This window comes from Actinocorallia aurea (assembly GCF_054783995.1).
The window spans coordinates 990,304-1,016,226 of the sequence record NZ_BAAGPQ010000002.1; the positions used below are offsets into that span (position 1 = coordinate 990,304).

Annotated in this window: 24 protein-coding genes; 13 read left to right on the forward strand and 11 right to left on the reverse strand. The window is 71.0% G+C overall.

All coding sequences use genetic code 11. From position 1 onward, the window contains the following. The first annotated feature begins 49 nt into the window (after positions 1–49). Positions 50–565, forward strand: coding sequence for a SigE family RNA polymerase sigma factor (locus ACYVOM_RS04775; protein WP_460301970.1), 516 nt, complete (start codon positions 50–52; stop codon positions 563–565). Next, positions 562–1,860, forward strand: a complete 1,299-nt coding sequence (locus ACYVOM_RS04780; protein ID WP_460301971.1) for a hypothetical protein — start codon at positions 562–564, stop codon at positions 1,858–1,860. The genes ACYVOM_RS04775 and ACYVOM_RS04780 overlap by 4 nt, the downstream gene beginning before the upstream one ends. A gap of 40 nt (positions 1,861–1,900) precedes the next feature. Here ACYVOM_RS04780 and ACYVOM_RS04785 read toward each other — a convergent pair whose 3' ends face one another. From ACYVOM_RS04785 to ACYVOM_RS04805, 5 genes are all read right to left on the reverse strand, one after another. Then, positions 1,901–2,539 (reverse strand): transglycosylase family protein, encoded by a 639-nt coding sequence (locus ACYVOM_RS04785; protein ID WP_460301972.1) that lies wholly within the window; start codon positions 2,537–2,539, stop codon positions 1,901–1,903. Positions 2,540–2,750: 211 nt separating this feature from the next. Beyond that, the gene (locus ACYVOM_RS04790) at positions 2,751–3,554 is read right to left on the reverse strand and encodes a TatD family hydrolase (protein WP_460301973.1); all 804 of its coding nucleotides are present in this window, start codon (positions 3,552–3,554) and stop codon (positions 2,751–2,753) included. Beyond that, a complete protein-coding gene (metG, locus tag ACYVOM_RS04795; protein ID WP_460301974.1) occupies positions 3,544–5,340 on the reverse strand; it encodes a methionine--tRNA ligase in 1,797 nt (598 codons plus the stop codon). The genes ACYVOM_RS04790 and metG overlap by 11 nt, the downstream gene beginning before the upstream one ends. 92 nt (positions 5,341–5,432) lie before the next feature. Next, positions 5,433–6,944: a hypothetical protein gene (locus ACYVOM_RS04800; protein ID WP_460301975.1), complete on the reverse strand. Its 1,512-nt coding sequence runs from the start codon at positions 6,942–6,944 to the stop codon at positions 5,433–5,435. Positions 6,945–7,038: 94 nt separating this feature from the next. After that, positions 7,039–8,280 (reverse strand): glycosyltransferase family 2 protein, encoded by a 1,242-nt coding sequence (locus tag ACYVOM_RS04805; protein ID WP_460301976.1) that lies wholly within the window; start codon positions 8,278–8,280, stop codon positions 7,039–7,041. A gap of 164 nt (positions 8,281–8,444) precedes the next feature. On the opposite strand from ACYVOM_RS04805, the gene ACYVOM_RS04810 reads away from it, so the two are divergent. Beyond that, entirely contained in the window at positions 8,445–9,887 is a 1,443-nt protein-coding gene (locus tag ACYVOM_RS04810; RefSeq protein WP_460301977.1) for a phospholipid carrier-dependent glycosyltransferase, read from the forward strand. Here the strand turns inward: ACYVOM_RS04810 and rsmI are convergent. Then, positions 9,860–10,693 carry a 16S rRNA (cytidine(1402)-2'-O)-methyltransferase gene (rsmI, locus tag ACYVOM_RS04815; RefSeq protein ID WP_460301978.1) on the reverse strand — a complete coding sequence of 278 codons (834 nt, stop codon included), beginning with the start codon at positions 10,691–10,693 and terminating at the stop codon, positions 9,860–9,862. The two genes, ACYVOM_RS04810 and rsmI, sit on opposite strands and share 28 nt — an antisense overlap. A 174-nt stretch (positions 10,694–10,867) precedes the next feature. Here rsmI and ACYVOM_RS04820 point away from each other — a divergent pair, with 174 nt between their 5' ends. The 4 genes from ACYVOM_RS04820 (at position 10,868) to ACYVOM_RS04835 (ending at position 15,335) form a co-directional block, all read left to right on the forward strand. Next, the gene (locus ACYVOM_RS04820; protein WP_460301979.1) at positions 10,868–12,430 is read left to right on the forward strand and encodes a dolichyl-phosphate-mannose--protein mannosyltransferase; all 1,563 of its coding nucleotides are present in this window, start codon (positions 10,868–10,870) and stop codon (positions 12,428–12,430) included. Between the two features lie 112 nt (positions 12,431–12,542). Beyond that, on the forward strand, positions 12,543–13,616 hold the full coding sequence (locus ACYVOM_RS04825) for an FUSC family protein (protein WP_460301980.1): 1,074 nt from the start codon (positions 12,543–12,545) through the stop codon (positions 13,614–13,616). 82 nt (positions 13,617–13,698) lie between these two features. Beyond that, positions 13,699–14,187, forward strand: coding sequence for a DUF1059 domain-containing protein (locus tag ACYVOM_RS04830; RefSeq protein WP_460301981.1), 489 nt, complete (start codon positions 13,699–13,701; stop codon positions 14,185–14,187). A gap of 137 nt (positions 14,188–14,324) precedes the next feature. Beyond that, positions 14,325–15,335, forward strand: coding sequence for an alpha/beta hydrolase (locus ACYVOM_RS04835; RefSeq protein ID WP_460302351.1), 1,011 nt, complete (start codon positions 14,325–14,327; stop codon positions 15,333–15,335). 2 nt (positions 15,336–15,337) lie between these two features. Here ACYVOM_RS04835 and ACYVOM_RS04840 read toward each other — a convergent pair whose 3' ends face one another. Continuing rightward, positions 15,338–16,246 carry a UbiA family prenyltransferase gene (locus ACYVOM_RS04840; RefSeq protein WP_460301982.1) on the reverse strand — a complete coding sequence of 303 codons (909 nt, stop codon included), beginning with the start codon at positions 16,244–16,246 and terminating at the stop codon, positions 15,338–15,340. 209 nt (positions 16,247–16,455) lie between these two features. Here ACYVOM_RS04840 and ACYVOM_RS04845 point away from each other — a divergent pair, with 209 nt between their 5' ends. Continuing rightward, complete coding sequence (locus tag ACYVOM_RS04845; RefSeq protein WP_460301983.1) at positions 16,456–17,412, forward strand: alpha/beta hydrolase; 957 nt, start codon at positions 16,456–16,458, stop codon at positions 17,410–17,412. Positions 17,413–17,545: 133 nt separating this feature from the next. Here ACYVOM_RS04845 and ACYVOM_RS04850 read toward each other — a convergent pair whose 3' ends face one another. Then, positions 17,546–18,832: an AMP-binding protein gene (locus ACYVOM_RS04850; protein WP_460301984.1), complete on the reverse strand. Its 1,287-nt coding sequence runs from the start codon at positions 18,830–18,832 to the stop codon at positions 17,546–17,548. Positions 18,833–19,112: 280 nt separating this feature from the next. On the opposite strand from ACYVOM_RS04850, the gene ACYVOM_RS04855 reads away from it, so the two are divergent. The 3 genes from ACYVOM_RS04855 to ACYVOM_RS04865 all read left to right on the forward strand — a co-directional run bounded on the left by ACYVOM_RS04855 (position 19,113) and on the right by ACYVOM_RS04865 (position 21,620). Beyond that, on the forward strand, positions 19,113–19,715 hold the full coding sequence (locus ACYVOM_RS04855) for a hypothetical protein (RefSeq protein ID WP_460301985.1): 603 nt from the start codon (positions 19,113–19,115) through the stop codon (positions 19,713–19,715). Positions 19,716–19,911: 196 nt separating this feature from the next. After that, positions 19,912–20,292, forward strand: a complete 381-nt coding sequence (locus ACYVOM_RS04860) for a hypothetical protein (protein ID WP_460301986.1) — start codon at positions 19,912–19,914, stop codon at positions 20,290–20,292. A 161-nt stretch (positions 20,293–20,453) separates the two neighbouring features. Continuing rightward, positions 20,454–21,620: an MFS transporter gene (locus ACYVOM_RS04865; RefSeq protein WP_460301987.1), complete on the forward strand. Its 1,167-nt coding sequence runs from the start codon at positions 20,454–20,456 to the stop codon at positions 21,618–21,620. Between the two features lie 15 nt (positions 21,621–21,635). Here the strand turns inward: ACYVOM_RS04865 and ACYVOM_RS04870 are convergent, their stop codons facing one another. Next, positions 21,636–22,817, reverse strand: a complete 1,182-nt coding sequence (locus tag ACYVOM_RS04870; protein WP_460301988.1) for a zinc-dependent alcohol dehydrogenase — start codon at positions 22,815–22,817, stop codon at positions 21,636–21,638. Between the two features lie 270 nt (positions 22,818–23,087). Between ACYVOM_RS04870 and ACYVOM_RS04875 the strand changes: the two genes are divergently transcribed. Continuing rightward, positions 23,088–23,837 (forward strand): hypothetical protein, encoded by a 750-nt coding sequence (locus ACYVOM_RS04875; protein WP_460301989.1) that lies wholly within the window; start codon positions 23,088–23,090, stop codon positions 23,835–23,837. Here the strand turns inward: ACYVOM_RS04875 and ACYVOM_RS04880 are convergent. Both ACYVOM_RS04880 and ACYVOM_RS04885 read right to left on the reverse strand, forming a co-directional pair. After that, on the reverse strand, positions 23,834–24,229 hold the full coding sequence (locus tag ACYVOM_RS04880) for a DUF6292 family protein (protein WP_460301990.1): 396 nt from the start codon (positions 24,227–24,229) through the stop codon (positions 23,834–23,836). The two genes, ACYVOM_RS04875 and ACYVOM_RS04880, sit on opposite strands and share 4 nt — an antisense overlap. A 289-nt stretch (positions 24,230–24,518) precedes the next feature. Then, positions 24,519–24,731 carry a hypothetical protein gene (locus ACYVOM_RS04885; protein WP_460301991.1) on the reverse strand — a complete coding sequence of 71 codons (213 nt, stop codon included), beginning with the start codon at positions 24,729–24,731 and terminating at the stop codon, positions 24,519–24,521. Between the two features lie 301 nt (positions 24,732–25,032). Here ACYVOM_RS04885 and ACYVOM_RS04890 point away from each other — a divergent pair, with 301 nt between their 5' ends. Then, a complete protein-coding gene (locus ACYVOM_RS04890) occupies positions 25,033–25,857 on the forward strand; it encodes a GntR family transcriptional regulator (protein WP_460301992.1) in 825 nt (274 codons plus the stop codon). Positions 25,858–25,923: the final 66 nt, after the last annotated feature.

Genomic DNA, 25,923 nt, shown 5'->3' on the forward strand with positions numbered 1-25,923 from the left:
GGGCCCCCGGTCGCGTCCGGATTCTCGACAGCACAGAGAGGAGACAGCCGTGGATCACCCCCCGTCCGGCGGCGTCCCGCGCGATCCCGTGGACTTCGAGCACTGGGTGTCCTCCCGGGCGCCCGCGCTGCTCAGGTACGGCTACGTCCTCACCGGGAGCCCGCACGACGCCGCCGACCTCGTCCAGGAGGCGCTGGTGCGGCTCAGGACGTCCTGGGCCCGCGTGGTCCGCAAGGACGACCCCGAGGGCTACGTCCGCACCACGATGGCCCGCCTGCACATCTCGATATGGCGGCGCACCCGCCGCGAGACGCTCACCGCGACCGTCCCCGACGGGGCCCACCACGACCCCGCCTTGCCCGACGACGCCCTCTGGCAGGCCCTGACGGCCCTCCCGAAGCGCCAGCGGGCGGTGATCGCCCTCCGGTACTACGAGGCCCTCTCCGACGAGGAGATCGCCACCCGGCTGGGCATCTCGCGCGGCACCGTCCGCAGCCAGGCGAGCCGCGCACTGGACAAACTGCGTGAAACCTACAAGCCGCACCTGCAAGGGAGCCCCCGATGACCGACCCGCTGGAGCAGGCCCTCACCAGGACCCTCGCCACCAAGGCCGGCGACGCTCCCCAGCCCGTTCCCGGACTCGCCGACCGTGCCGCCCGCAGGTCCCGCAAACGCCGCCGCACCCGCCTAGGCGCCGCCGCCGCGGTCGCCGTCCTCCTCGCGGGGGGCGTCGGCTGGGGGGTGCTCAACCCGAACCGCGTGGACGAGATCCGGCCTGCCGTACAGCCCTCCGACGGCGCGAGCGCCGAACCCGTCCCGGTCGAGAGGCTCTGGCCGAAAGCGGTCCACCGGGTCAAGGCGGTCCCGCCCGAGGGCGTCGAGGACGGCTGGGACCTCATCAGCGTCATCGACATGGACCGCCTGCTCATCTCCTGGTCGGGCCCCGGCGAGCCGACCCGGTACGCCGCCTACACGCCGGAGACCGGCAAGGTCGGGACGCTGCCTCCCCTGTCTTGGGGACCCGCCCTTCCCGAGATCTCCCGCGGCCATGTGCTGTGGCACCGATTCGTGATGTCGGGGTCCTCCGAGCTGACGATCGCCTCTCTTCCGGACGGCTCCGGATCCGACCCCTCCCGCAGGATCACGATCCTCAACTCGGACGGGAGCGGCGCCAGCGGCCACCGGGCCGGCTTCACCGAGGACGGGAAACGCCTGTACTGGGAGACCTCCGAGGGCGTCTTCACCCGGGCCTGGTCGCCGGACAGCCCCGTGAAGACGCCGGGTGAGCCGGAGAAGGCGGCCCCCGCAGGGAACCGGATCGTCGAGTGGCCCTGGGTCGCCCGTTTGAACGACCCGTCCTCCCCGGCCGTCTTCGCGACCATCCGCAACGTCGAGACCGGCGAGACCCGCACGGCGGTGCTCCCCGAAGGCGGCGGCACCGGCTGGATCTGCGGCGTCGTGTGGTGCCTGGGCAAGGACGAGATCCGCAAGCGCGACGGCTCGGTGACGGTCCCGAATCCGGCCTACCTGGCGCCTGGCCCTCCCAAGGACGCCGTGGGCGCGACCACCCCCGCCACCATCACGTCGCCGACCCCGACCTCGGCGTCGGACACGCCCGGCGGCCCCACGTTCAACCGGTACTCCGGGGAGTCCGCGGAGCCCGTGCTCGACCGGTTCCTGTTCCAGGGCACCTCGACCTCGCAGGTCCTCGTCAAGGACCTGGTGTCGGGCCGCACCGGCTCCTTCGCGGCCACCACCGCGGACGTCCTGCACGGCAGGGAGGACGGCCGCTTCAGCCGCTACGTCGTCGAGCGCACCGACGACGGTTATCTGTTCGTCGACTTCGCCGCCATCGAGTGACGATCGATCCGGGCCGCTCCCGAGGAGAGCGGCCCGGGGGTCAGTTCTTGGCGAAGAGCTGGTCGCCGCAGGTGGTGGTCCAGCCGTTCTGGCGCTCGTAGAGCATCTGGGCGCGCATGGTCTGCTCTTCGGCGGAGGCGTGGACGGGGAGACCGGTGCCGCCTACGGACTCCCAGGCCTCGCGGGAGAACTGGTAGAGCCCGTACAGCCCGCTGGTGGTGATCAGCTCGGGGTCGTTGTTCGACTCGCACCGGGCGACGGCGCCCCAGTTGAGGTCGGCGACGGGGAGGTTCAGCAGGTTGAGCTCGGTCGCCTCCTTGGGCAGCAGCTTGGGGAGGTTCAGCAGGGCGAGCGGGCCGCCTCCGCCGGTGTCGACCTTCGCGGGCGTCTCGGGCCGGGGGGCGTCGGCGACGCGCGGGGACGCGGCGGCCGGCCCTCCCGCGGCCTGTCCGCCGGGCAGGCCCATCGGGGGCAGCACGGGGGCGTCTTCGAACCTGGGGGCCGCGGGGGCGCCTCCGCCGGTTCCCGAGGGGGAGTACGGGGAGCGCACGTCCTTCTGCGAGGGCAGCTCCGCGCGGTCCCCTGCGAGGGCGATCGGGGCCGCCTGCGGAGGCTCGGAGAACAGGTTCCAGCCCCCGGCGGCGACACCCACCAGGAGAGCGGTTGCTAGGAGTGGCATGACGAAGGACGGAGGTCTTCCGGCCGCATGCCGAGCACTACGGGTCACAAGACCCGCAGCCTATAGGTGCGAACACGCAGAGTCACATCACGACGACGCAACGTCCGGATGTGCGGCGTGTCAACCGGTACGGGGGCGACTCGGGGGATGAACGCCCCCGCACCGGCGACTCACAGGTAAAGACGTTCCCCAATGGCCCGGGGTTTACTCTTCAGAAGCCGTAGAGTCGCGTTCCCGTGGCCGCGATGGCCGAGCACAGCTCTTCCACTGGCACATTCTTGACTTCTGCCATCAACTCGACCGTATGGGGGACCAGGTGGGAGGCGTTCGGCTTGCCGCGGTGCGGGACAGGCGTCATGAACGGAGCGTCCGTCTCGACCAGGATCAGCTCAAGCGGGGCGACGGCGAGGGCGTCCCGCAGCGGCTGGGCGTTCTTGAACGTGACATTCCCGGCGAAGCTCATGACATAGCCCTTGTCCGAGCAGACCCGGGCCATCTCCGCGTCGCCGGAGAAGCAGTGGAAGACCACCTTGTCCGGCGCGCCTTCCTCGTCGAGGACCTTCAGGACGTCCTCGTGGGCGTCCCGGTCGTGGATCATCAGGGCCTTCCCGGAGGCCTTGGCGATCGCGATGTGCGCCCGGAACGAGCGCTGCTGCTCGGCGGGGGTGGCGTTGTCCCGGTAGTAGTCGAGACCCGTCTCCCCCACCGCGACGACCTTCGGCTCCTGCGCCAGCTCGCCGATGCGGGCCAGCACGTCGTCGGTGAGGCCCTTGGTGTCGTTGGGATGGATCGCCACCCCCGCGTACACGTCCGGGTGCTCAGCGGCGGCCTTGGCGGCCCACTCCGACGACGGCAGGTCGCAGCCGATCGTCACGATCCGTGACACCCCGACGGCCTGCGCCCGCTCGACGGCCTCGGCCACGGACATGTCCAGCATGTCCAGATGGCAGTGGTCGTCGAACACCGCGACGGGCAGCCGGGGAGTCGGCGGGACCGGCTTCTTCTCACTCGCCAAGGCGGGCCAGCTCCTCGGCCACCACACTCTGGTCGAGCTTGGGGAACAGCGGGACGGGCCGCTGCAGCGGGGTGCCGGCCGCGAGCGGGCGGTGCTCCCAGCGGGCCTGCGCGACGGAGTAGTCGCCGGTGATCACCGGGTAGGTGCGGGTGCCGCCGTCAGCGAGCTCCTCGGAGACCTCGCGGACCTCGGGCATGCCCGACCACACGCCCTCGCCGCCCAGCATCTCGAAGACCTTCTGGGAGCTGTTCGGCAGGAACGGGGTGAGCAGGGTCTTGGCGTCGCTGACCACCTGGAGGGCGACGTACAGGATGGTGCCCTTGCGGACCGGGTCGTCCTTGATCTTCCAGGGCTCCTGGTCGGCCAGGTACTTGTTGGCCTCGCGGACCACGTCGAACGCGGCGGTGATGGCGTTCTTGAAGCGGGAGCGGCCCAGCTCGGCGCCGACCTTGGCGAAGGCGTCCCGGGCGCTCCGCAGCACCGCCTCGTCGGCCTCGGTGAGGTCCTTGGGCTCGGGGACGGCGCCGTACTCCTTGGCCGCCATCGACACCGACCGGTTCACCAGGTTGCCCCACTGGGCCACCAGCTCGCCGTTGTTGCGGTCGACGAACTGCTGCCAGGTGAAGTCGGTGTCCTGGTTCTCCGGGCCGGCGACCGCGATGTAGTAGCGCAGGGCGTCGACGTCGTAGCGCTCCAGGAAGTCGCTCACGTAGATCACGACCTGGCGGGAGGAGGAGAACTTCTTGCCCTCCATCGTCAGGTACTCGCTGGAGACGACCTCCGAGGGCAGGTTCAGCTTGCCGAGGGAGCCCGGCTCGCCGCCCTTGTCGCCCTCGCCGCTGTAGCCGAGCAGCATCGCGGGCCAGATCTCGGAGTGGAAGACGATGTTGTCCTTGCCCATGAAGTAGTAGGCGAGGGCCTCGGGGTTCTGCCACCACTCGCGCCAGCGCTCGGGGTCGCCGAGTCGCCGGGCCCACTCCACCGAGGCGCTGAAGTAGCCGATCACCGCGTCGAACCAGACGTACAGGCGCTTGGTGGGCTGGTCGCGCCAGCCGTCGAGCGGGATCGGCACGCCCCAGTCGAGGTCGCGGGAGATCGCGCGCGGCTTGAGGTCTTCGAGCAGATTGAGGGAGAAGCGCAGCACGTTGGGGCGCCACTGGCCCTCCTTGCCGCGCAGCCAGCGGCCGAGGACCTCGGTGAAGGCCGGGAGGTCGAGCATGAAGTGCTCGGTCTCGACGAACTCGGGGGTCTCGCCGTTGATCCGGCTGACCGGGTTGATCAGGTCGATCGGGTCGAGCTGGTTGCCGCAGTTGTCGCACTGGTCGCCGCGGGCGCCGTCGTAGCCGCAGATCGGGCAGGTGCCCTCGATGTAGCGGTCGGGCAGGGTGCGGCCGGTGGACGGGCTGATGGCGCCCTGGGTGGTCTCGGTGAAGATGTAGCCGTTGTCGTGCAGGCCCTTGAAGATCTCCTGGACCACGGCGTAGTGGTTCTCGGTGGAGGTCCTGGTGAACAGGTCGTAGGCGATGCCGAGGCCCTGCAGGTCGCCGACGATGACCTTGTTGTACCGGTCGGCCAGCTCGCGGGCGGTGACGCCCTCCTTGTCGGCCTGGACCTGGATCGGGGTCCCGTGCTCGTCCGTGCCGGACACCATGAGCACGTGGTTCCCGATCATCCGCTGGTAGCGGCTGAACATGTCGCACGGCAGCGCGAACCCGGAGACGTGCCCAATGTGGCGCGGCCCGTTGGCGTAGGGCCAAGCCGGCGCGGTGAGGATGTGACGGGACATGCCCCAAGCCTACGGTCCCCGGCCCCAGGCACCGAATCGGTCGTCCACGGCCCGGAGCACTTCACGGCATGGGCGAGTGGCGAAGCCTCATGTCACGCCGGGGCGTGGGCGGCCATGACGGGGGCGTCGTCCTCGGGGAGGGCGGGGGAATGGTCGGGGCGGTGGCGGGAGCGGTACCAGGTGTGCAGTTCGCGCAGGGCGATGGCGGCGGCGACGGAGGCGAAGGGGACGGCCGGGAGGACGTAGCGGTAGTCGAAGAGGACCGTCGCGGGCGGGATCACCAGGAGGGCCATCGCGAAGCCGAACGGGAGCAGGGCCGGGCCGCCGAAGGTCCGCCAGCGGGCGGCGACGCCGCCGAGGGCGGCGAGCAGGAGGACGCCGAGCACGGTCCCCGGCAGGTAGACGCCCTTCTGGTAGGCCCGCATGATCCCGGCGAAGGGCTCCACCACGCGGGTGGCCTCGGCCTGGGCGTCGTACCGGGACATCTGGGCGTCCCGTCCGGGCCAGTACTCCTGCGGCTCCTCGGGGAAGATGTAGTAGCCGTAGGTCTTGGGGTCCGGGTAGACGGGGCGGTCCCACCGGAACGTGCGGCCGAAGTCCTCCAGCACGGTCGCGAGGTAGTCGCCGGGCTGGGCGAGGATCGCCTCCTTGGCGAAGGTGCGGGCCAGTTCGCTCTTGTAAGGGTCGAAGATGCCTCCGGGGTACCGGAAGATCTGGCTCTCCTCCCACACGTAGAAGTGCGAGGCCCTGCGCTGCTCGGGAGGCGTGCTGTCGCACAGCGGGTAGGCGTCCACCGGGAGGCGGTCGCCGAACTCGTCGCAGTCGGCGAAGGTCATCGTGCGGCTGTAGAGGAAGACCCCGTCGGTGCCGCTCAGGGCGAACGGGCCGTTCGCCGAGGCGTACCACGTCATGTAGGCGGCGATGGGGACGACCGCCGTCACCGCCCCGGCGACCACCGTCCGCCAGCCCGCCCGGCGGATCACCAGGAAGACCAGCACGATGATGAGCAGCGGCAGCCCGATGGTCCGGGTGATGGCGGCCATGCTGAGCAGCAGGCACGCCGCCGCGACCCTGCGCGCCGAAGGCCGGGCGTCCCACAGGACGAGCGCGGCGGCCCCGGACACCAGCAGCAGGAAGTAGGTGTCCGAGAGCAGCAGGTGCTCGAGTTCGATCTGGTTGCCGTCGAAGAGCACGGGCGCGACGACGAGGGTCGCGGCCCATCCGGGCAGCGCCTTGCCGAACCGGAACAGGTGCGGCCGCCGCACCAGCCCGTACAGGATGACGGCCGAGGCGAGCCCCATGAGGTGCTGCACGACCACGACCACCGCGAAGCTGTGCAGCGGCCGGAGCAGGAAGAGCAGGAACGGGTACCCGAAGGTGCGCACCACGTCGGGGCGCGGGTTCAGCGCGATCTCGACGTACGGGTAGGAGTCGGGGAACCAGATGGCCCAGCGGTAGCCGAGCACCGTCACGAGTCGGAGCAGGACCGCGACGGCGAGGGCGCCGAGCAGGACCCGGTGCCGCCCGGCGAACGCGCGCAGCGCGGCCCGGGACGGCAGCGCCGGACGGGCCCGCAGCGCGGAAAGCGGCGAGCGCGGATTCAACGCGGCACCCTCCTTCACCGTCTCCGGCCCCGGCGCCGTGGCCTGGCCTCCCCGCCTGTGACGCTCGCGATCCCGCATCGGTTCACCGGTCCCGCTATCGCACCGGTGCCGACTGCTCGGCGTCCAGGGTAGGGCTTCCGACGGTGTCGGCGAGGGTGAGCTCCTCATGGGCGTGCTCGGCGGTGCCCGGGTGGCTGGAGCGGCGGATGCCGAGGATCGACAGGAACGCGGTGCCGAGGATGAGCTGGCAGCTCATCATCAGGGCCGTCGCCGAAGGCACGACCATGCGCAGCGTCTCGCGCGCGTTCAGCTCGCCGAACTGGGCGCCGTGCCAGTGCACGACCGAGAAGCCGACGCCGACGAGTCCGGCGAGCGCCAGGATTCCGCCGCTCACCAGGCCCTTCTCGAAGCTCCACTTCTCCAGCAGCCACGCGGCCCGCTTGTCCGGGCGCAGGAAGCCCTCGGTGACGCCGTAGGCCTTCGTCAGCAGCGAGAACAGGACGCCCTGGAACCCGATGACGACCGCGGCCGACGCGCCGACGAGCGTGTCGACGTCGAACACGACGCCGCGGATGTCGATCGGGGTGACCGACAGCGCGACCCCCGCGACGAGGCCGAGCGCCATGAGCAGGACGCCGGGGATGAGGAACAGCCAGCGCGGGCTGTACAGGAGGAGGAAGCGCAGGTGCCGCCAGCCGTCGCGCCAGGTGTTGAGGTGCGGCGGACGCGACCTGCCGTCCTTGGCGAGGGCGGTGGGCACCTCGGTGATCTTCGCCTCGCTCATCGTCATCTTGACGACGAGCTCCGAGGCGAACTCCATGCCGGAGGACTGCAGACCGAGGGCGAGCGCGGTGTCGCGGCGGAAGCCGCGCAGGCCGCAGTGGAAGTCACCGATCTTCGAGCCGAAGAACAGCCGCCCGACGAACGACAGGACGGGGTTGCCGAGGTAGCGGTGCAGCGGGGGCATCGCGCCGGGAGCGATCCCGCCCTCGAACCTGTTGCCCATCACCAGGTCGGCGCCGTCGCGCAGTTCGGTGACGAACGGCATGAGGTCGGTGAAGTCGTAGGAGTCGTCGGCGTCGCCCATGATGACGAAGGTGCCCTTGGCGGCGCGGATGCCGCCCATGAGAGCGTTGCCGTAGCCCTTGAGCGCGACCGGCACGACCCGCGCCCCCGCGCCCTCGGCGAGTGCCTGCGACCCGTCGGTCGAGCCGTTGTCGGCGACGATGACCTCGCCGTCGATCCCGTGCGCCTCAAGGAAGGCGACGGCCTTGCGGACACATGTCTCCACGGTCTCGGCCTCGTTGAGGCACGGCATGACCACGGACAACTCCATGTCGGCTCCTGATGTAGAAGGCGGCCAGGTCAGTTATGGTGCCGGTTGTCCGGTCTCTGAGCGGTGCACTTCACTGAAGCGAAACCTCCGGCTCCCGCCGGCCGCCCCCGTGACCGAAGTAGCCAACAATACGGGTGTCGGAGCCCGCTGTCAGAGGGGTGCCAGTGGCTGACGGGTATGGCCTGGTCAAGCGGTATGCCCTCCGGCACCGATGGTTCCTCGCGGTGCTCGCGCTCGGCGCTGCGGCCCGCGCGCTCGCCCAGGCGGGGTACCGGCCGGGGCTGTGGTTCAACGACTCCTTCGACTACCTGCAGATCGCGCTGGGCCCTTATCCGCACCCGATCCGGCCCGCGGGCTACGGCGTCTTCCTGTGGCTGCTCCAGCCGCTCGGCAGCGTCGGCGCGGTGGTCGCGGCGCAGCATCTGCTCGGGCTCGCGTCGGGCGCGCTGGTGTACGCGCTGCTGCGCCGGCGCGGCCTGCCGGGGTGGGGCGCGGCGCTGGCCGCGGCGGCGGTGCTGCTCGACGGCGACCTCATCGAACTGGAGACGCTGCTCCTGTCGGACACGCTGTTCCTGTTCCTGCTGCTGGCGGGGCTGGCGCTCGCGCTGTGGCCCCGCCCGTCGCCGCGCCGGCTCGTGCTCGCCGCGCTGCTGCTCGCCGCGGCGACGCTCACGCGGACGATCGGCCTGCCCGTCCTGGTGCTCGTGCTCGGCTGGCTCGCCCTGCGGTGGCTGCGCGCCGGGCGTGACGGGCGGGGCCTGCGCGCGCTCGCGGCCGCCGCCATGACGGGGGTCCTGCCGCTCGGCCTGTACGCCGTCTGGTTCCACACCGAGAACGGCAGGTACGCCATCACGGCGACCGACGGCGTGTTCCTGTGGGGACGCGCCGCGGCGTTCGCCGAGTGCACCGGGATCTCCCCGGAGCTGCGCTACCTGTGCCCGGCCGGCGACCCCGCCGACCGCAAGGCGTCCTCCTCGCAGGTGTGGGCGCCGGAGTCGCCGATCGGGTGGCGGTACGGCGAGGCGTTCGACGCCCGCGTCAACGCCGACGCGCAGCGCTTCGCCCTCCAGACGATCGCGGCGCAGCCGTGGGACTACGTCCGGACGGTCTCCTACGACCTGTTCGTCCGGACCTTCGCCTGGGACCACGGGGACCATCCGACGCCCGTCACCGCGCGCAAGTACGACTTCCCCGAGCGGACCGACCCGCTGCCGCAGTGGCCGGTGCTCGGCGGCGGGACGCCCCGGGACGTCGTCGCCGCCTACGACCCGGACGCGGCGCGCGCCCCCGAGGTGGTCGAGCCGTGGGCGGGGTTCGCGCGGACCTACCAGCACGTGATGAGCGTCCGGGGGCCGCTGCTCGCCCTGATCCTCCTGGCTCCGCTGGCGGTGGCGGCGCGCCGGAGGCGTCCGCCGGGGCCCGTGTGGGCGGTCGCGGCGCTGCTGCTCGCCTTCCCGCCGCTGACCGTCGACTTCGACCACCGCTACGTCGTCACCGCCACGCCGCTCGCCGCGCTCGCCGCGGGGTGGGCGCTCATCCGGACGCGCCGGACCGCCTCACCGCCCGACGCCGCGCCCGTTCACTTGGCGGCGAGCACCGCGTTGTAGACGACCTTCTTGGGCACGCCGTTCTCCTTCGCGATGTCCGCGATCGCGTCCTTGCGCGGCACGCCCGCGGCCTCCCGCACGAAGACCGCCTCGGCGAGCTCCACGGGATCGGTGAGCGCCGCCCGCGGGGGCGCGCCCGCCACGACGACCGTGATCTCGCCCTTGACGCCGTCGGCCGCCCACGCGGCGAGTTCGCCGAGCCCGCCCCGGCGGGTCTCCTCGTAGGTCTTGGTGAGCTCCCGGCAGACCGCGGCGCGGCGGTCCGCGCCGAACGCCTCGGTGAGCGCGCCGAGGGCGGCGGCCAGCCGGTGCGGTGCCTCGAAGAACACCATCGTGCGCGGCTCGTCGGCCAGCTCCGCGAGCCGGCCGGCCCGCTCCCCGGGCTTGCGCGGCAGGAACCCCTCGAAGCAGAACCTGTCGGTGGGCAGCCCGGACAGCACGAGCGCGGTCGTCACCGCCGACGGGCCGGGCAGCACCGTCACCGGGACCTCCGCCGCGACGGCCTCCACGACCAGCCTGTAGCCCGGATCGGACACCCCCGGCATGCCCGCGTCGGTGACGACGAGGACGTCGGAGCCGTCGAGGAGGTCGGTGAGCAGCTCGGTGGCGCGGGCCTTCTCGTTCTGGTCGTAGTAGGACACGATCCGCCCGGTCAGCGTCACCCCGAGGTCGGCGGCGAGCCTGCGGAGGCGGCGGGTGTCCTCGGCGGCGATGATCCGGACCGTGCCGAGCGCGTCGCGGAACCGGGGCGAGGCGTCGTCGGCCCGGCCGATCGGCGCCGCGGCCAGAATGAGAGTGCCCGCCATGTGCCGTCCTCCGTGTTCCGCCGGACCCCCGTGTTCCGCCGCAGGTCGGCGCCCTCGTGAAACCGTGCTCCCGATCCTAGTGCCGGGCGCGGCGGGCCCTACCGGCGGCGGGCGGCGGCAGGGCGCCGGGAGAAGCGTTGGAACCCCGCGCGCGGGGACCCCTACGATGGCGCAATGGCTGTCACCCAGATCCGACCGGTGGACAAGGGGCCGACGCTGCGCGAGAGGCTCGCGCCCGGGATACCCGGGAACCCTGTCCTGGGGTGGCTGCTCCCGCTGGTGGTCACGGCCTTCGCCGGGTTCCTGCGGTTCAACCGGCTGGGCGTACCGCACGAGGTCGTCTTCGACGAGACGTACTACGCCAAGGACGGCTGGTCCCTCTGGCAGTTCGGCTACGAGCACTCGATCATCGACAAACCCGACGAACTCGCCGACAAGCTGTTCCTCGGCGGCAAGCCCCAGCAGATGCTCACCGACGGCGGCGCGTTCATCGCGCACCCGCCGCTCGGCAAGTGGATGATCGGCGCGGGCGAGGCGATCTTCGGCGTCGACCCGTTCGGCTGGCGCTCCATGGCGGCCCTCATCGGCACGCTGTCCGTGCTCGTCCTGTGCCGGGTCGCCCGGCGGATGACCGGCAGCACCCTGCTGGGCTGCGCCGCGGGCTTCCTGCTCGCCCTCGACGGCCTTCACCTGGTGACGAGCCGGGCCGCGCTCCTCGACATCTTCCTCTCCTTCTGGGTGCTCGCCGGGTTCGCCTGCCTCGTCGCCGACCGCGACCACGCGCGCCGCCGCCTGGCCGACCGGGTGGACCGCGACTTCGACGCCTCCTACTCGTCCGGGCCGTTCCTGTGGCACCCGTGGCGGTACGCGGCGGGGATCTGCTTCGGCCTCGCCGCGGGCGTCAAGTGGTCGGCGGCGCCGTTCCTCGCGGCGTTCATCGTGCTGGCCTTCATCTGGGACATGACCGCGCGCCGCGCCGTCCAGATCCGCCACCCCTACGCGGGCGCGGCGACCCGCGACGGCGTCGCGACGGTCCTCGGCCTGATGGTCCTGCCCGTGGTGACGTATCTGTCGACCTGGCTGGGGTGGCTGCTCACCTCGGGCGGCTGGGGGCGGGGCGAGCCCGCGGCGAGCGTCTGGCTGCGCCCGTTCGAGGGGCTCCCGGACCTCTTCCGGTACCACAAGGAGATCCTCGACTTCCACGCCAACCTGTCGGCGTCGCACCCGTACCAGTCGTGGCCGTGGGACTGGCCGATCCTGCGCAAGCCGGTGGCCTTCTTCTACAGCGAGGCGTCCCCCGGCTGCGGCGCGGACAAGTGCTCGCGGGAGATCCTCGGCATCGGCACCCCGGCCATCTGGTGGATCGGCATCGCCGCGCTCGCCGTCATGGCGGTGCTGTGGCTGACGCGCCGGGACTGGCGGGCCGGGGCGATCCTCCTCGGGTACGCGGCCGGATGGCTGACGTGGTTCCCGTCGGCGTTCGGCCACCGAACGATGTTCCTGTTCTACGCGCTGCCCGGCCTGCCCTTCCTCATCCTCGCGATCGTCGTGACGCTGGGGCTGATCATGGGACCGGCGGACGGGCCCCGGCGGCGGCGGGTCGTCGGCGCGGCCATCACCGGCGCGTACCTGCTGCTGGTGCTGGTCAATTTCTGGTTCCTGTATCCGGTGCTCACCGCCCAGAACATCCCGTACGAGGCCTGGCATATGCGGATCTGGCTCGACAGCTGGGTCTGACCCGGCGGGTCCGGATCGACGGGCCTGCCTCGACAGGTCGCCATCTCCGCCTTTGCCGGAGTTTGCGGGCGGAGCACCCGGCGTTGACCCCGTGTCGCCTATGAATTGAGAGGTGACGCTCGCAACGGCCTTCCGCCTGGTGGTCACCGCCGTGGTGGCCTACATCGTCGCCGACTTCCTGCGCACGGGCCCGCCGCCGCTGCTCGCACCGCTGACCGCGCTGCTCATCGTCCAGGTGACGCTCTACCAGACGCTGACCAGCTCCATCCAGCGGATCATCAGCGTCACCTGTGGGGTGCTCCTCGCCGTCACCATCGCCTCGACGCTCGGGTTCCACTGGTGGACGCTCGGGCTGGTGATCGCGCTGGCCCTGCTCGTCGGCCGGATGTTCAACCTGGGCGACCACATCCTCGAAGTGCCGATCAGCGCGATGCTCATCCTCCAGCTCGGCACCGAGAGCGCGGCGCTCGGCCGGGTCGTGGAGACGCTCATCGGCGCGGGCGTCGGGCTGCTCAGCACGCTGGTGACGGCGCCCGTCAAGGTCAAGCCCGCCGAGGACGCGCTGCGGGGCCTGGCCATGAACCTGGGCCAGTTCCTCGAAGACCTCGCCGATGACCTGCACCTGGAGCCCGACCACGCGCACACCACCCGCTGGCAGGGCCAGGCGGCGCGGCTCGCCGAGGAGGCCCGCTCGGTGGCGGCGCGCCTCGGCGAGGCCGACGACAGCACCCGGCTGAACCCGCGCGCCTACCGGATCGGCGGCCCCTCGGCCGCGCTGCGCACCGCCATGAGCACCCTGGAGACCGCGTCGATCAGGTCCCGCGGCCTGGCCCGCTGCATGGCCGACCGCACCTACCTCGCCCTGCGCGACGACGGCGGCCTCGGCTCCGACATGTGGGCCGCCGACGTCCGCGAAGTGCTGGGCCTGACCCTGCGGACGCTGTCCCGGGCCATCCCGCTGTACGCGGCGACGGCGACGGCCTCCTCCCCGGATTCGGGCCGCCGCCTCGGGCAGACCACGCACGAGCTGCTCGTCGAGGCCCGCAGCCAGCGCGAGCGGCTCGGCCGCCTCCTGCGCGACGACCCCGGGCACTGGCCCCTGCACGGCGAGCTCCTGGTCCACATCGACCGGCTCCTGGACAGCATGGCGCCCGCGGGACTGGGGTTCCGGCCGGTGCTGCACTGAGCCCTCCCGCCCACCGAAACAGCCCCTGACCTGTGCCGGAACCGGGCGTATCGTGGAAGGGAGACGTGAAGGGAGGCGAGCCATGTTCCTTCAGATCATCGAACTCGAGACATCGAGGATGCCGGAGATCGAGTCCCTGGACGAGGAGTGGGCCGCCAAGACCGAGGGAAAGCGGACCGCCATCCGCGGCACCACCGCCCGTGACGTGAGCCGCGCCGACCACTACTTCGCCCTCATCGAGTTCCCCGACCAGATCGCCGCGAAGGACAACTCGGCGCTGCCGGAGACCGACGAGTTCGCCAAGAAGGTCGAGCGGCTGGTCCGCGGTCCCGTCACCTTCCGCGATCTGGAAGTGATCGGGACGACCGAGTACATGAAGTCCGGCCGGACCATGGTCGACTGCCGGATGTGGCCGAGCGAGGCGGCGTGCACGCTGACGATCGCCGGCAAGCCCGACGAGGTGATGGAGGCCGCCGTGGCGCACGCGGTCCAGGTCCACGGCGAGGTCGACGGTCCTGAGCTGCGCGAAGGCATCCGGGAGGCGATGCGGGACGAGCCTTTCGGCCGTTGAGCGGGGTGCGCGCCGGCCCGTCCGGTGACCGGTACCGGACGGGCCGACGTGCGTCCGGGTGCGCATCTCGGTCGCGTCTCACTCAGTGAACTGTGTATCGCCGATGTTTCCCGAAGAGCACACTGCGATACGTGAGAATGGCTCAACTCCCCCGCGCCGCCTCCCCCGCCGCGGCGGCGCTCTGCGTCGTCCCGCTGCTGTGCGTCCCCGCGGGCGCCGCCCCGTCGGCGGCCCCGCAGAGGTTCCAGAAGGCCGACAGCGGCGCCAGGATCGTCGCTGAGAAGCGGGTCGGGGGGCGGGCCCGCGACCTGACCGTCAGCACCCCGAACCTCGACACCCGGGTGAAGGTGCGGGTCCTGCTGCCGAAGGGCTGGCGCAAGGACTCCGGACGTACTTGGCCCGTCCTGTACGCCTACCACGGAGGCCGCGACAACTACCTGTCGTGGACGCGGGAGACGAAGATCGAGCAGTGGGCGGCGAAGTACGGCGTCATCGTGGTGATGCCCGAGGCCGCCAACAGCAGCTACACCGACTGGTTCAACCGCGGCGAGTGGGGCAATCCGCGCTGGGAGACCTTCCACACCGCGGACGTGGTCCAGCTCGTCGAGCGCAACTACCGGGCCGGCAAGCGCCGGGCGGCGATCGGGGTGTCGGCCGGCGGCATGGGCGCGCTCAACTACGCGGCGCGGCACCGGGGGCTGTTCGCGTTCGTGGCCTCCCTCAGCGGGCCGCTCTGGCTGACCGGGCCGGGCGTCCAGGCGTCCACGGCGGTCACCGCGGCGATCAACGGCCAGGACGCCTGGGACATCTACGGCGACCCGGTGCAGGACAAGGCGAACTGGGAGCGGCACGACCCGTACCACCTAGCGCCGAAGCTGCGCGGCACCGGGATCTTCTTCTCCGCCGGCACCACGGGCAAGCCCGGCCCCGGCGACCCGGCGGCAGGACCGCTGGACGTGGGCCTGACGGGCGAACTCGCGGTCGGCGCGACCAACAAGGCCTTCCGCAAGAGGCTGAAGGAGCTCAAGATCCCGTTCACCGCCGACCTCTACGGCGACGGCCGCCACAACTGGCCCGCCTGGCGGCGGGTGGGCAAGGACCTGTGGCCCCGGCTCATGAAGTCGATCGGGGCCCGCAAGGCCGGCTGACGTCAGCCCAGGATGCCCACATACCCGAGCACGAAGACCGCGCAGGGGATCAGGAACAGCTTGCCGACGCGCAGCATCCCCTTGCCGATGTCCTTCGGCTCGCGGGCGTGGGCCAGGCCGTGGTGGTACAGCCAGATGAAGACCGGCGCGCACGGCGCCCAGAACCAGACCATCCACTGCGGGAACACGTAGCCGACCGCGGCGAGCCCTGTGGTGACGACCCAGAACCCGGTCCAGCACACGAAGCCGAGGAGGTAGGTCCGGCGGGCTCCGATCTTGACGGCCATCGTGGTGTAGCCGCTGGCCCGGTCGCTGTCGATGTCGGGGATCATCGTCGGCGTGTAGAGCGCGATCTCGACGAGCAGGACGACACCCGCCACGATCCACGGGAAGCCCTCGAAGGACTTCACGGTGGCCCAGCCGCCCATGACGGTGAAGATGCCGAGCGGGATGCAGTTGGAGACCACGTCGAGGCCGGGCCGGTTCTTCCACTTCAGCGGCGGCACGCTGTAGATCCAGCCGCACGCGAGGAACCCGAACGTCGCCAGGGCCATCTCCGGGCGGACCGCCAAAGACAAGGCCAGCGCCAGGGCCGCCGACGCGTAGGCAGCGACCTTAGCGCCGCGCTCGGTGATCCGGCCCGCGGTGAGCGGGGTGTTCTTGCGCGGGTTGAGCAGGTCGCCCGGCAGGTCGTAGGCGTCGTTGATGGCCAGGACCGCGAGCCACACCAGCGGCCCCCACACGACGAGGCCGATGAGGCCGGTCGCCGGCCCGATCAGCTTCTCGCCCGCCAGCAGGTAGCCGAGATAGTAGGGGACGAGAGAGACGAGGAAGAGCCCGGGACGGGAGATCTCCCACAGGTCCAGGACGAGCTGCCGGGTACGGCCCAGCAACGGGCCTGCGGTGGTCACCAACGGTTACCTCGCGGAGTGCGGGAGTAATGGGGGGAATTGCTCCGATAGTGCTGGTCGAGACTACGGCAGACGGACCGCGCCGGGATTGTCGTGACGGAAGGAAAAAGCCCGACTGATTACGCACCGAGGTAAGTGTCCGACAATACGGAAGACCGACCGGCGACTTGGCGATGCCCGGAATATCGGGTGCGTGCCACCATGGCCCCATGACGAAGACACCGCCTCCCTTCGATCCCGAACTCGGCACCGCGCTCGAAGCCCTCGCGTCCGTCGTCTCCCCCACCATCACGCCCGACGACATCCCCGGACTCCGCTCGGCGCGCACCATGACCGTCCCGGGCCTCGACCTCACGCTCCGCGGCGCCATCACCGTCGAGGAGATCACCGCGCCGGGCCCGCGGGGCGAGATCCCGCTGATCGTCGGCAGGCCCGCGGACGCCGAGGGCCCGCTGCCCGCGGTGTACTACATGCACGGCGGCGGCATGATCGCCGGGGACGCCCGGGGCGGTCTCCTCGACCCCCTGAGGTGGGCCCGCGACCTCGGGCTCGTCGTCGTCTCCGTCGACTACCGGCTCGCCCCCGAAGACCCCCATCCCGCTCCCGTCGAGGACTGCTACGCGGGGCTGGCCTGGGCCGTCGAGAACGCCGCGAAGCTCGGGCTCGACCCGGCACGCGTCCTCGTCGCCGGGACCAGCGCGGGCGGCGGCCTCGCCGCGGCGGTCGCGCTGATGGCGCGCGACCGGGGCGGCCCCGCGCTGATCGGGCAGCTCCTCATGTGCCCGATGCTCGACGACCGCAACACCTCGGCGTCCGGCGCGCAGATGGACGGCATCGGCGTCTGGGACCGCACCTCCAACGAGACGGGCTGGCGCGCCCTGCTCGGCGAGGCCAAGGGCGGCCCCGACGTGTCGCCCTACGCCGCGCCCGCCCGCGCGACCGACCTCTCCGGCCTGCCACCCGCGTTCATCGACGTCGGCTCGGCCGAGACCTTCCGCGACGAGGACGTCGCCTACGCGGCGGCGATCTGGGCGGCGGGCGGCACCGCGGAACTGCACGTGTGGCCCGGCGGCTTCCACGGCTTCGACCTGCTCGTGCCCAAGGCCGCGCTGTCGGTCGAGGCCCGCGCCGCACGCGTCGCCTGGCTGCGCCGTCTCCTGTCCTGAGAACCGAGCCCTGAGAACCGAGCCCTGAGACCCGAGCCCTGGGGCCGGAGCGCGGGAAGCCGCAACGGGTGAGGACGTCCCTCCGTGTCGGACGCCCTCACCCGTGTTCGGGGGCCGCTCCAGGCGGCACGGCTCAGGCCGTGCGCCTCGCGGTCGCGGCCTTGTCGCAGGGGCCGAGGAACTCCAGCGCGCCGCCCGGCCGGTAGCGGGCGAGGTCTCCGGTGCGGTGCCAGCGGACGCCCTCGTGCACCGTGAAGGCCGCGGCGGTGCGCGCCGCGTCCCCCGCGTAGCCCTCGGCGACGCCGACGCCGCCGATCCACAGCTCTCCGGCCGCACCGTCGGGCACGTCCCGACCCATCGCGTCGACGACCCGGCAGGCGACACCGCGCAGCGGCACGCCGTACGGCACCGCCTGCGGGCCGCCGGGATACTCGCTGACGGTCGAGTACCGGGCCGTCTCGGTCGTGCCGCCGAGGCGCAGGAGACGGCAGTGCGGAAGCCGCGCGGCGGCTGCGGCGAGCAGCCGCGGCGAGGCGCCCGCGCCGGTCAGCAGCGCGGTGCGCAGCAGGTGCAGCGGCCGGTCCTGGGTGAGCAGCCCTTCCAGCACGGACGGCGCGCCGCCCAGCACCGTCACCGCCCAGCGCTCGGCGAGTTCGGCGTGACGCGCCGCCGAAGCCGACTCCTCGGGCAGCACGACGTATCCGCCGACGGTCCACGCCGCGAACAGGTCGAAGACCGACAGGTCCGACTCCAGCGGGGCGGCGCCGAACGTCACGTCGGTGTCGTCCATGGCGCAGCGCTCGACCAGGGCGTCGACGGTGTGGGCGGCGGCGCGGTGGGAGACCTCGACGGCCTTGGACGTGTCGCCGCGGCCCGCGGTGAGTACCACGTACGCCGCGTGCGCGGGCGGCACCTCCGCGGCGCGCAGCGGCACGGCGCGGCCGGCCAGGACGGGTGAGCCGGGACGGATCGCGAGGACCACGCCGAGCGCGGCCCGCAGGGCCTTGCGGCGTTGAGCCGGCAGGTGCGCGCCGAGCGGCACGTAGGCCGCGCCCAAGGCGAGCACGCCGAGGACCGCGACGGCCTGCTCGGGGCCCTTGGGCAGCTCGACCGAGACCCGGTCGCCGGGCCGCACCCCGCGGTCGGCGAGCGCGGCGGCGGTGCTCAGCGCGCGCACGGCGAGTTCGCCGTAGGTGAGGACGCCGGAGCCGCCCCAGCGCACCGCGGCGGCGTAGGGCACCCGCCGGGCGCGGCGGAAGAAGACGTCGTGGAGGGTCCGCGCGGGAAAGGCCGGAAGCGCGTTGAGCGCGCGGCGCACCCGCAGCTCGTCCGCCGACGCGGCGCGGCCCTCGCTGGCCAGCGCGCGGACGGCGCGCGACGGCACGGCGCGCGGTTCCCCAGGCGATGAGTCACTCAGCACACAGACCCCTTAATTAGGTAAGCCTAACCTAATCTAGCGAGCGTCGCCGGGTCAACGACCCAGGAACAGGTGCACCTCCGGCAATTTGCCCGGGACTCACTGCGGTGTCGCGCCAAGAACCCAGATTTCGTCGGTCCTAAACCGAAAGAATCCCTTGCCTTTCTCGGCCTTATTCGGTATAGAGCACTCGCGTGTCACGCGCCGTCGCTTCCGGACCGCTGCTTAGGGTGCAGGAAAAGCCACAAGATCACGATGCTTGTGGCGGGGGGAGGAAGCAGATATGCAGCTCAGCCGATGGTGGCGCGGTCTCGGGGTGACCACCGGTGCGGTGGCCCTCACGCTGACGGTGGCTCCGGGTGCGGTCCAAGCGGCCAAGGCCCCGGGCGACCTGGTCGGCATCTGCCACCGCAGCGATGACCCCGGACAGCCGTACACCTTCGTCCGCGTCGCGAACGACTCCGTCGAGTACGCCAGTCACCTGCTGCACAGGCGGCAGCCGCTGGACGGCGGGGAGCGCGACTACATCGAGGGCCTGGAGACCGGCCGCACGATCCTGCGGGCCGAGGACTGCCCCGGCGGCGACGCCGTGGACCTCGCCAACAGGCGCGACGACGACCGGAACGGCGACTGGGACCGGGATCGGGACCACGACCGGGACCACGACCGCGGGCACCACAAGCACTGGTGGAAGAAGTTCCCCGGCCTGCCCAGCCCCTGGGAGGAGGACTACTACGTCCACTACCACGGCAAGAGCAAGAAGCCCTGCCGCAAGCACCACCGCGTCTACAGGACGAGGTACATGAAGCTGAGGTACATGAAGGCGAGGCAGATGCAGATGAAGAAGCGGGTCAAGATGCGCTTCCACGAGAAGGGCACCCTCTGATCGCCTGCCGCGCCTGATCTTCCGGCGCTTCGAAGCTCCCAGGCCGGGTCCGTCCAAGACGGGCCCGGCTTTTCGTTTTCCCCAAGATCAGTCAAATCCCCCCGATCGGGTTTTGGTTACCGATCGTACAGGAATACCGACTTTGAGTGACGGGTCGCGTGATCAAACCCACACGCGACAGAGGGGGAAACGGAAGATGAAGATCAACCGTATCGTGCAGGGCTTCGCGGTCTCCGCGGGTGCCGCCGCCATCGGCCTGTCCACGCTGACGGGCGTCGCTTCGGCGGCCCCGGCCGCGCCGGTCAGCAGTGTCACCAGCGTGTCCGAGGCCGCGGCCATCGCGACCGGCGACTACGGCTGGCGTCCGAAGCGCCACCACTGGCGGCACCACAACCGCCACGGTTTCCGGCACTGCTGGGGCGAGTGGAAGCCGCGGCACGACCACCACCGCTGGTGGAACGACGACGACCGGTGGGACAACAACCGGTGGGACGACGACCGCTGGGACCGCGACCGTCGCGACCGCGACCGCAACCGCGGCTTCAAGTGGTTCTACACCTGCAAGTGGAAGCGCTAGTCAGAGCCTGTGACCCGGTGAAGACCGGGTCCTGACTCCGGCACCACGGGCCCGCGGCACCACGCCGCGGGCCCGTGGTCGTGTCCAGGCGTTCTCCTGGGCTGTCTCATTATTCAATATGATTTGTCTTGTTTTGTGAGACAACGGATATCGTGCGGGGCATGCGAACCCCCAACAGGTGGGCCATGCTCAGCCTGGGCATGGCGGCCAACGGCGCGGCCTGCGTCTTCATGTACGGACTCCCCTTCCTGCTCCCCGCCTTCCAGCGCGAGCACGGCCTCTCCCTGTCCCAGGCCGGCTTCCTCGTCGGCGCGCCCAGCCTCGGCATGCTGGCCACCCTCGTCCTGTGGGGCTGGATCGCCGACCGGTTCGGCGAACGCCTGGCCATGACGTCGGGCCTCCTGCTGACCGGCGCGCTGCTGCTCGGCGCGGCCTTCGCGCGGGACCCGCTGCTGCTGGGCACGTGCGCCGTGCTCGCGGGCGCCGCGGGCGCGTCCGTCAACGCCTCCAGCGGACGGGTCGTGCTGGGCTGGTTCCCCAAGGAGCAGCGCGGCGTCGCGATGGGCCTGCGGCAGACCGCGCTGCCCCTCGGCGTGGCCCTCGCGGGACCGCTGACCGGGGTGTTCCCGACCATCCGCGAAGCCCTGCTCGCCATGGCCGTGCTGTGCCTGGCCACCGGCCTGCTGGTCGGCCTGCTCGTGGTCGACCCACCACGCCCCGGCGCCGCCGCGCCGGGCGTCCGGACCTCCTCGCCCTACCGCCTGGCGGCGCTGTGGCGGGTGCACGGCGCGAGCATGCTGCTGGTCGTGCCCCAGTTCGCCACCTCGGCGTTCGCGCTGGCCTACCTCATCACCGAGCGCGGCTGGCACCCGGCCGCCGCGGGCTCGCTGGTGTCCGGCGCGCAGATCCTCGGCGCCCTCGGCAGGCTGGCCTGCGGACGGTGGTCGGACCTGGCCGGGAGCAGACTGCGGCCGATGCGGCGGCTCGCCATCGGCAACGCCGCGGTCATGCTGTTGCTGGCCGCCGGGATCGCCACCCCCGCCGGCACCCCGCTCATCATCCTGGCCACCGCCGTGGCGATGAGCGGCAACGGGCTCGCCTTCACCGCGGTGTCGGAACTGGCCGGCATGTCCTGGGCGGGCCGGGTGATGGGCGTGCAGAACACCGGCCAGAACCTGGTCTCGGCACTGACCCCCGGGATCGTCGGCGCGCTGGTCGCCGCGACCTCCTACGGCGTCGCCTTCACCGTCGCGGGCCTGTTCGCGCTGGCGGCGGCCCTCGCGACTCCCCCCGAAGCCGCCGCGGAACCCGCCGCCGCACCGGCGTAGGAGAGCGGACCTCGTCTAGGCCTGCGGGTCGAGCACGACCTTGATCGCGCCGTCCTCCTTCTTCTGGAACATGTCGTAGGCCAGCGCCGCCTGGGACAGCGGGAAGCGGTGCGTCGCGAGGTCGCGGACCCGGAGCGGGTCGGACTCGTCGAGGCAGAGCGGCATGAGGTCGGGGATCCAGCGCTTCACGTTCGCCTGGCCCATCCGCAGCGTCACGCCCTTGTCGAACATGCGCAGCATCGGCATCGGGTCGGCCATCCCGCCGTAGACGCCCGACACCGACACCGTCCCGCCGCGCTGCACCAACTCGACGGCCTGGTGCAGGGCGGCGAGCCGGTCGAGCCCGGCCCGGGTCATGACGGCGGCGGCGAGCCGGTCGGGCATGTGCGCGGTGACGGTCTGCGCCATCGACCCGAAGAACGAGCCGTGCGCCTCCATGCCCACCGCGTCGATGACGGAGTCGGGACCGCGCCCGTCGGTGATGTCGCGGACCGCCCCGACCACGTCGAGAGCACCGTCGATCACCTCCGCGCCGTGCCTGCGGGCCTCCTCCAGCCGGTCCTCGACGAGGTCGATCCCGATCACCCGGTAGCCGCGGTGCATCGCGATCCGCGCGCACATCTGGCCGATCGGGCCGAGCCCGATGACGGCGACGCTGCCCCCGTCGGGGACCTCTGCGTACTCGACGGCCTGCCAGGCCGTCGGCAGGACGTCGGACAGGAACAGGAACCGCTCGTCCGGCCCCTCGTGCGGCACCTTGATCGGCCCGAACTGGGCCTGCGGCACCCTCAGGTACTCCGCCTGCCCGCCGGGAACCTGGCCGTACAGCTTCGTGTAGCCGAACAGCGCGGCCCCCGACCCGTACTCGCGGACCTGCGTGGTCTCGCACTGCGCGAACAGCTGCCGGTCGCACATGAAACACGACCCGCACGCGATGTTGAACGGGATCACCACCCGGTCCCCCGGCTTCAGATGCCGGATGTCGGCCCCGACCTCCTCCACGATCCCCATCGCCTCGTGCCCGAGCACGTCCCCCTCGTCCATGAAGGGCCCGAACAACTCGTAGAGATGCAGATCAGACCCGCAGATCGCCGTGGACGTCACCTTGACGACGATGTCATTAGGTTCCTTGACCGCAGGATCGGCCACCTCACCCACCCTGACATCCCGCCGCCCCTGCCAAGTAACAGCCTTCACTAAAACCACCCCGAACCACCTCATACCCTCCCCCACACCCGACTACTCAGACCGCGCGTCGAGCCCCGCTCCCGAGCCGCCGACCCGACGAACAGCGCCATACCCTTCGATCACTGGTTTCTGGGGGCGAATCGGGACGCCGCTGCGTCTCACTCCTCAAGACAGTGCCCTTGGGCCGCCCACCCGGCCCGGCCCCGCGCCTGTAGACCGGCCGACCGGTCGGGCCCACACGGCCCGGCGATCCTCGCGACCCGTAAGGCAGGTGGCCCATTGCCCCACTCCCCCGGCACACGGCTGCACCGCACGATGTTCGCCGTGGACGCCGTCTCCTTCAGCCGCCACCGCGACCCCGACGTCCACCGCGAACTGCGGGAGGCGATGTACTCGATCGTCGAGACGGCGTGCGAGGAGACCGGCCTGCCCTGGCCGCGATGCCACGTCGAGGACCGGGGCGACGGGATCTTCGTCATCGCACCCGAGGACACCGACGTCGAGACCGTCCTCGACGACCTCGCGGAGATCCTCCGGAGGAGGCTGGCGTTCTACAACCATGTGCTGGCCGACCCGTTCCGGCTCAGGCTGCGCATGGCGGTCAACGACGGATACGTCCACCTGGACGGGCGCGGCGTGATCGGCGGGCCCGTCATCCACCTGTTCCGCCTGCTGGACGCCCCGTCCTTCAAACGGGAGATCGGCGACCGTCCCGGTGAGCTGTCCCTGATCGTCGCCGCCCACCTCTACGAGGATGTGGTGCAGTACGCCAAGCGCCTGGACCCCGCCTCGTTCCGCCCCGTCACGGTCTCCCTGAAGGAGACCTTCTGCACCGCCTGGATCCGCCTCGCCAGACCCGCCGGCGCCGCCCCCGACTTCGCCGAACCGACCGCGGAGGACATCGCCAAGGACCTCCTGCTCCTCCTCGGCAGAAGCATCGCGGAGGGCGCGCTCCGGAAGACCCCGGAGCCTGACGGCCTGCGATCGACGCTGACCGCGGCCATCGACCACCTGCTCGGACTCGGCTAGGCGGCTTGGGCGGAGAAGGGACGGAGCAGCGGACGGGACGCGGCGACGAAGACCCTGGGCACGGCGCGCAGGAGGTCGTCGAAACCGCTTCCGAGGTCGGTGTGGGAGCGGAACCTGCGGTACGGCTCCGAGACCCCGCTCTCCATGCGATCCACCACATCGGCGGGCGAGGGCAGCACGCTCCCGCCGAGATGGACCACGTTCGCGAGCCGGGTCAGCTCACCCTGCCGCCCGGACAGGAAAAACCCGTGCCGAACGCCGCTCTCCTCGTCCCACACGAGGGCGTAGAGCTGCGACGACACCTTGTCGCGGAAGACGATCGTGTAGTCCCGCGGTCCGCAAGGGTCCACATGGGCCCGCTCCACCACGTAGCCACGGCGCTGCAATTCCAAGATCACGAGGATGGCATGGGGCGCGGAAAGGTTGACCCAGCCGTCCGGGTGCTCTACCAGAAGAGGATGCACGGAATATCCCTTTCGACAGACTTCACGACAATTATTGCCACGAAAAAGGACTTCTGTACACCCCAGACACTGGCACTCACCGGCATCGGCGGAAGTTCACCGGTGTTTTGCCGGGAGGACCAGGGAAGCGCCCGGTCACTATTGTTACAGAAAGTACTGACGGACCATTTCAGCCCGGGTGAGTAGTCACCGGAACATCAGGAACGTCTTCCGGCACTCAGGCAGCATGCTCCTCCACTCGGACGAGATCGGCTTCGGCGGACGAGTCGTAGTACACGAGGCCGCGCTTCGGCCTCGATTCTCCGGTGCTGCGGGCACGCGCCCTTCCGCGGAAGGAGGTAGTGGCCCAGAAGGCGCCTCCCAGGCGGGCCAGGAGGAACAAGAACGCGACGAGACCGAGGAAGGCGACGAGGTAGGTGGCGGTGAGCATCACCGCTCCTTTCGGTTCGACCAGGGGTGTGAACTGCGGTGGAACTTGAACCGATCGCCCTGTGCAGAGGTCGTTCCCGTTACCGGATCTTCCGCACCTGACCATGATTCAAGTGGTACCTTGGGCGTTCTGGTCCAGTCGTCCGAGTGGTACCAACAACTAGATAACCCGGACCTCGCCTCGTCAAACCGCAAAACGGAACAATTCCTTATGTGGCAGATGAGATGACGGGTACATCCCCGCTTGGCCGACCCGTTCGCTGGATACATACTTTTCAGAGGTAGAGGTAAGGAGGCCCCCCTTGGCCGTTCCGCGCTATCGGGAGATCGCGGAGAAGCTCGCGCAGCGCATCACCGACGGCGAATTCCCCGAGGGCACCCAGCTTCCGACCGAGACTCAGCTGATGGACGAGTACGAGGGGGCCTCGCGCAACACCATCCGCGAGGCGATGAAGATCCTCGTCAGCCGCGGCCTCGTCGCGACGTCCCGGGGACGGGGCACGTTCGTCCTCAAGGAGGTGGTGCCGCTCGCGATCACGATCGCCTCGGTCCACGTCGTCGAGGACTCGGCCAAGGGCGGTGGAGAGGGCCAGCAGTACTCGTTCGAGGCGAACCTCCAGGACCGCAGGTCGTACCAGACGCCGCCGCGGGTCGAGATCGTGCGGGCCGACCCGAAGATCGCCAAGGCGCTCGGCCTTCCGGTGGGCGGCCGCGTCGTCGTGCGCCACCAGGAGCGCCGCCTCGACGACTACCGGCCCTGGTCGCTCCAGACGTCCTTCTACCCGATGAGGTTCGCCGACGGGGCCGACCGCCTCCTCGACGCCGAGGACATCGAAGAGGGCGTCATCGCCTACCTGAACGAGACCCTCGGCGTCGTCCAGTCCTCCTACCGCGACCGCATCACCGCGCGGGTGCCGGACAACAACGAGATGAACTTCTTCAACCTGCGCGAGACGGGCAGCGTGGTGATCGTCCACGACCGCTTCGCCTACGACCAGGACAAGAACCCGATCCGCGTGACGAACACCGTCTATCCCGCGGACCGCAACCAGCTGTTCCTCGACGTGGGAGACGTTCCGGGCCAACCCCAGGATCTCCTTCCGGAGGCCGACGAGGGCTCGTCCTGACCGGAAGGACCCCCCTTTTTTGCGGATCGAACCGCCCCCGAGGCGGTCCGTGGTCCAGTTCACCCC

Coding starts and splice junctions, on each gene's coding strand:
- ACYVOM_RS04780 (WP_460301971.1), top strand. CDS start 562: ATGACCGACCCGCTGGAGCAGGCCCTCACCAGGACCCTCGCCACCAAG.
- ACYVOM_RS04785 (WP_460301972.1), bottom strand. CDS start 2,539: ATGCCACTCCTAGCAACCGCTCTCCTGGTGGGTGTCGCCGCCGGGGGC.
- metG (WP_460301974.1), bottom strand. CDS start 5,340: ATGTCCCGTCACATCCTCACCGCGCCGGCTTGGCCCTACGCCAACGGG.
- ACYVOM_RS04805 (WP_460301976.1), bottom strand. CDS start 8,280: ATGGAGTTGTCCGTGGTCATGCCGTGCCTCAACGAGGCCGAGACCGTG.
- rsmI (WP_460301978.1), bottom strand. CDS start 10,693: ATGGCGGGCACTCTCATTCTGGCCGCGGCGCCGATCGGCCGGGCCGAC.
- ACYVOM_RS04820 (WP_460301979.1), top strand. CDS start 10,868: ATGGCTGTCACCCAGATCCGACCGGTGGACAAGGGGCCGACGCTGCGC.
- ACYVOM_RS04830 (WP_460301981.1), top strand. CDS start 13,699: ATGTTCCTTCAGATCATCGAACTCGAGACATCGAGGATGCCGGAGATC.
- ACYVOM_RS04835 (WP_460302351.1), top strand. CDS start 14,325: ATGGCTCAACTCCCCCGCGCCGCCTCCCCCGCCGCGGCGGCGCTCTGC.
- ACYVOM_RS04845 (WP_460301983.1), top strand. CDS start 16,456: ATGACGAAGACACCGCCTCCCTTCGATCCCGAACTCGGCACCGCGCTC.
- ACYVOM_RS04855 (WP_460301985.1), top strand. CDS start 19,113: ATGCAGCTCAGCCGATGGTGGCGCGGTCTCGGGGTGACCACCGGTGCG.
- ACYVOM_RS04860 (WP_460301986.1), top strand. CDS start 19,912: ATGAAGATCAACCGTATCGTGCAGGGCTTCGCGGTCTCCGCGGGTGCC.
- ACYVOM_RS04865 (WP_460301987.1), top strand. CDS start 20,454: ATGCGAACCCCCAACAGGTGGGCCATGCTCAGCCTGGGCATGGCGGCC.
- ACYVOM_RS04885 (WP_460301991.1), bottom strand. CDS start 24,731: ATGCTCACCGCCACCTACCTCGTCGCCTTCCTCGGTCTCGTCGCGTTC.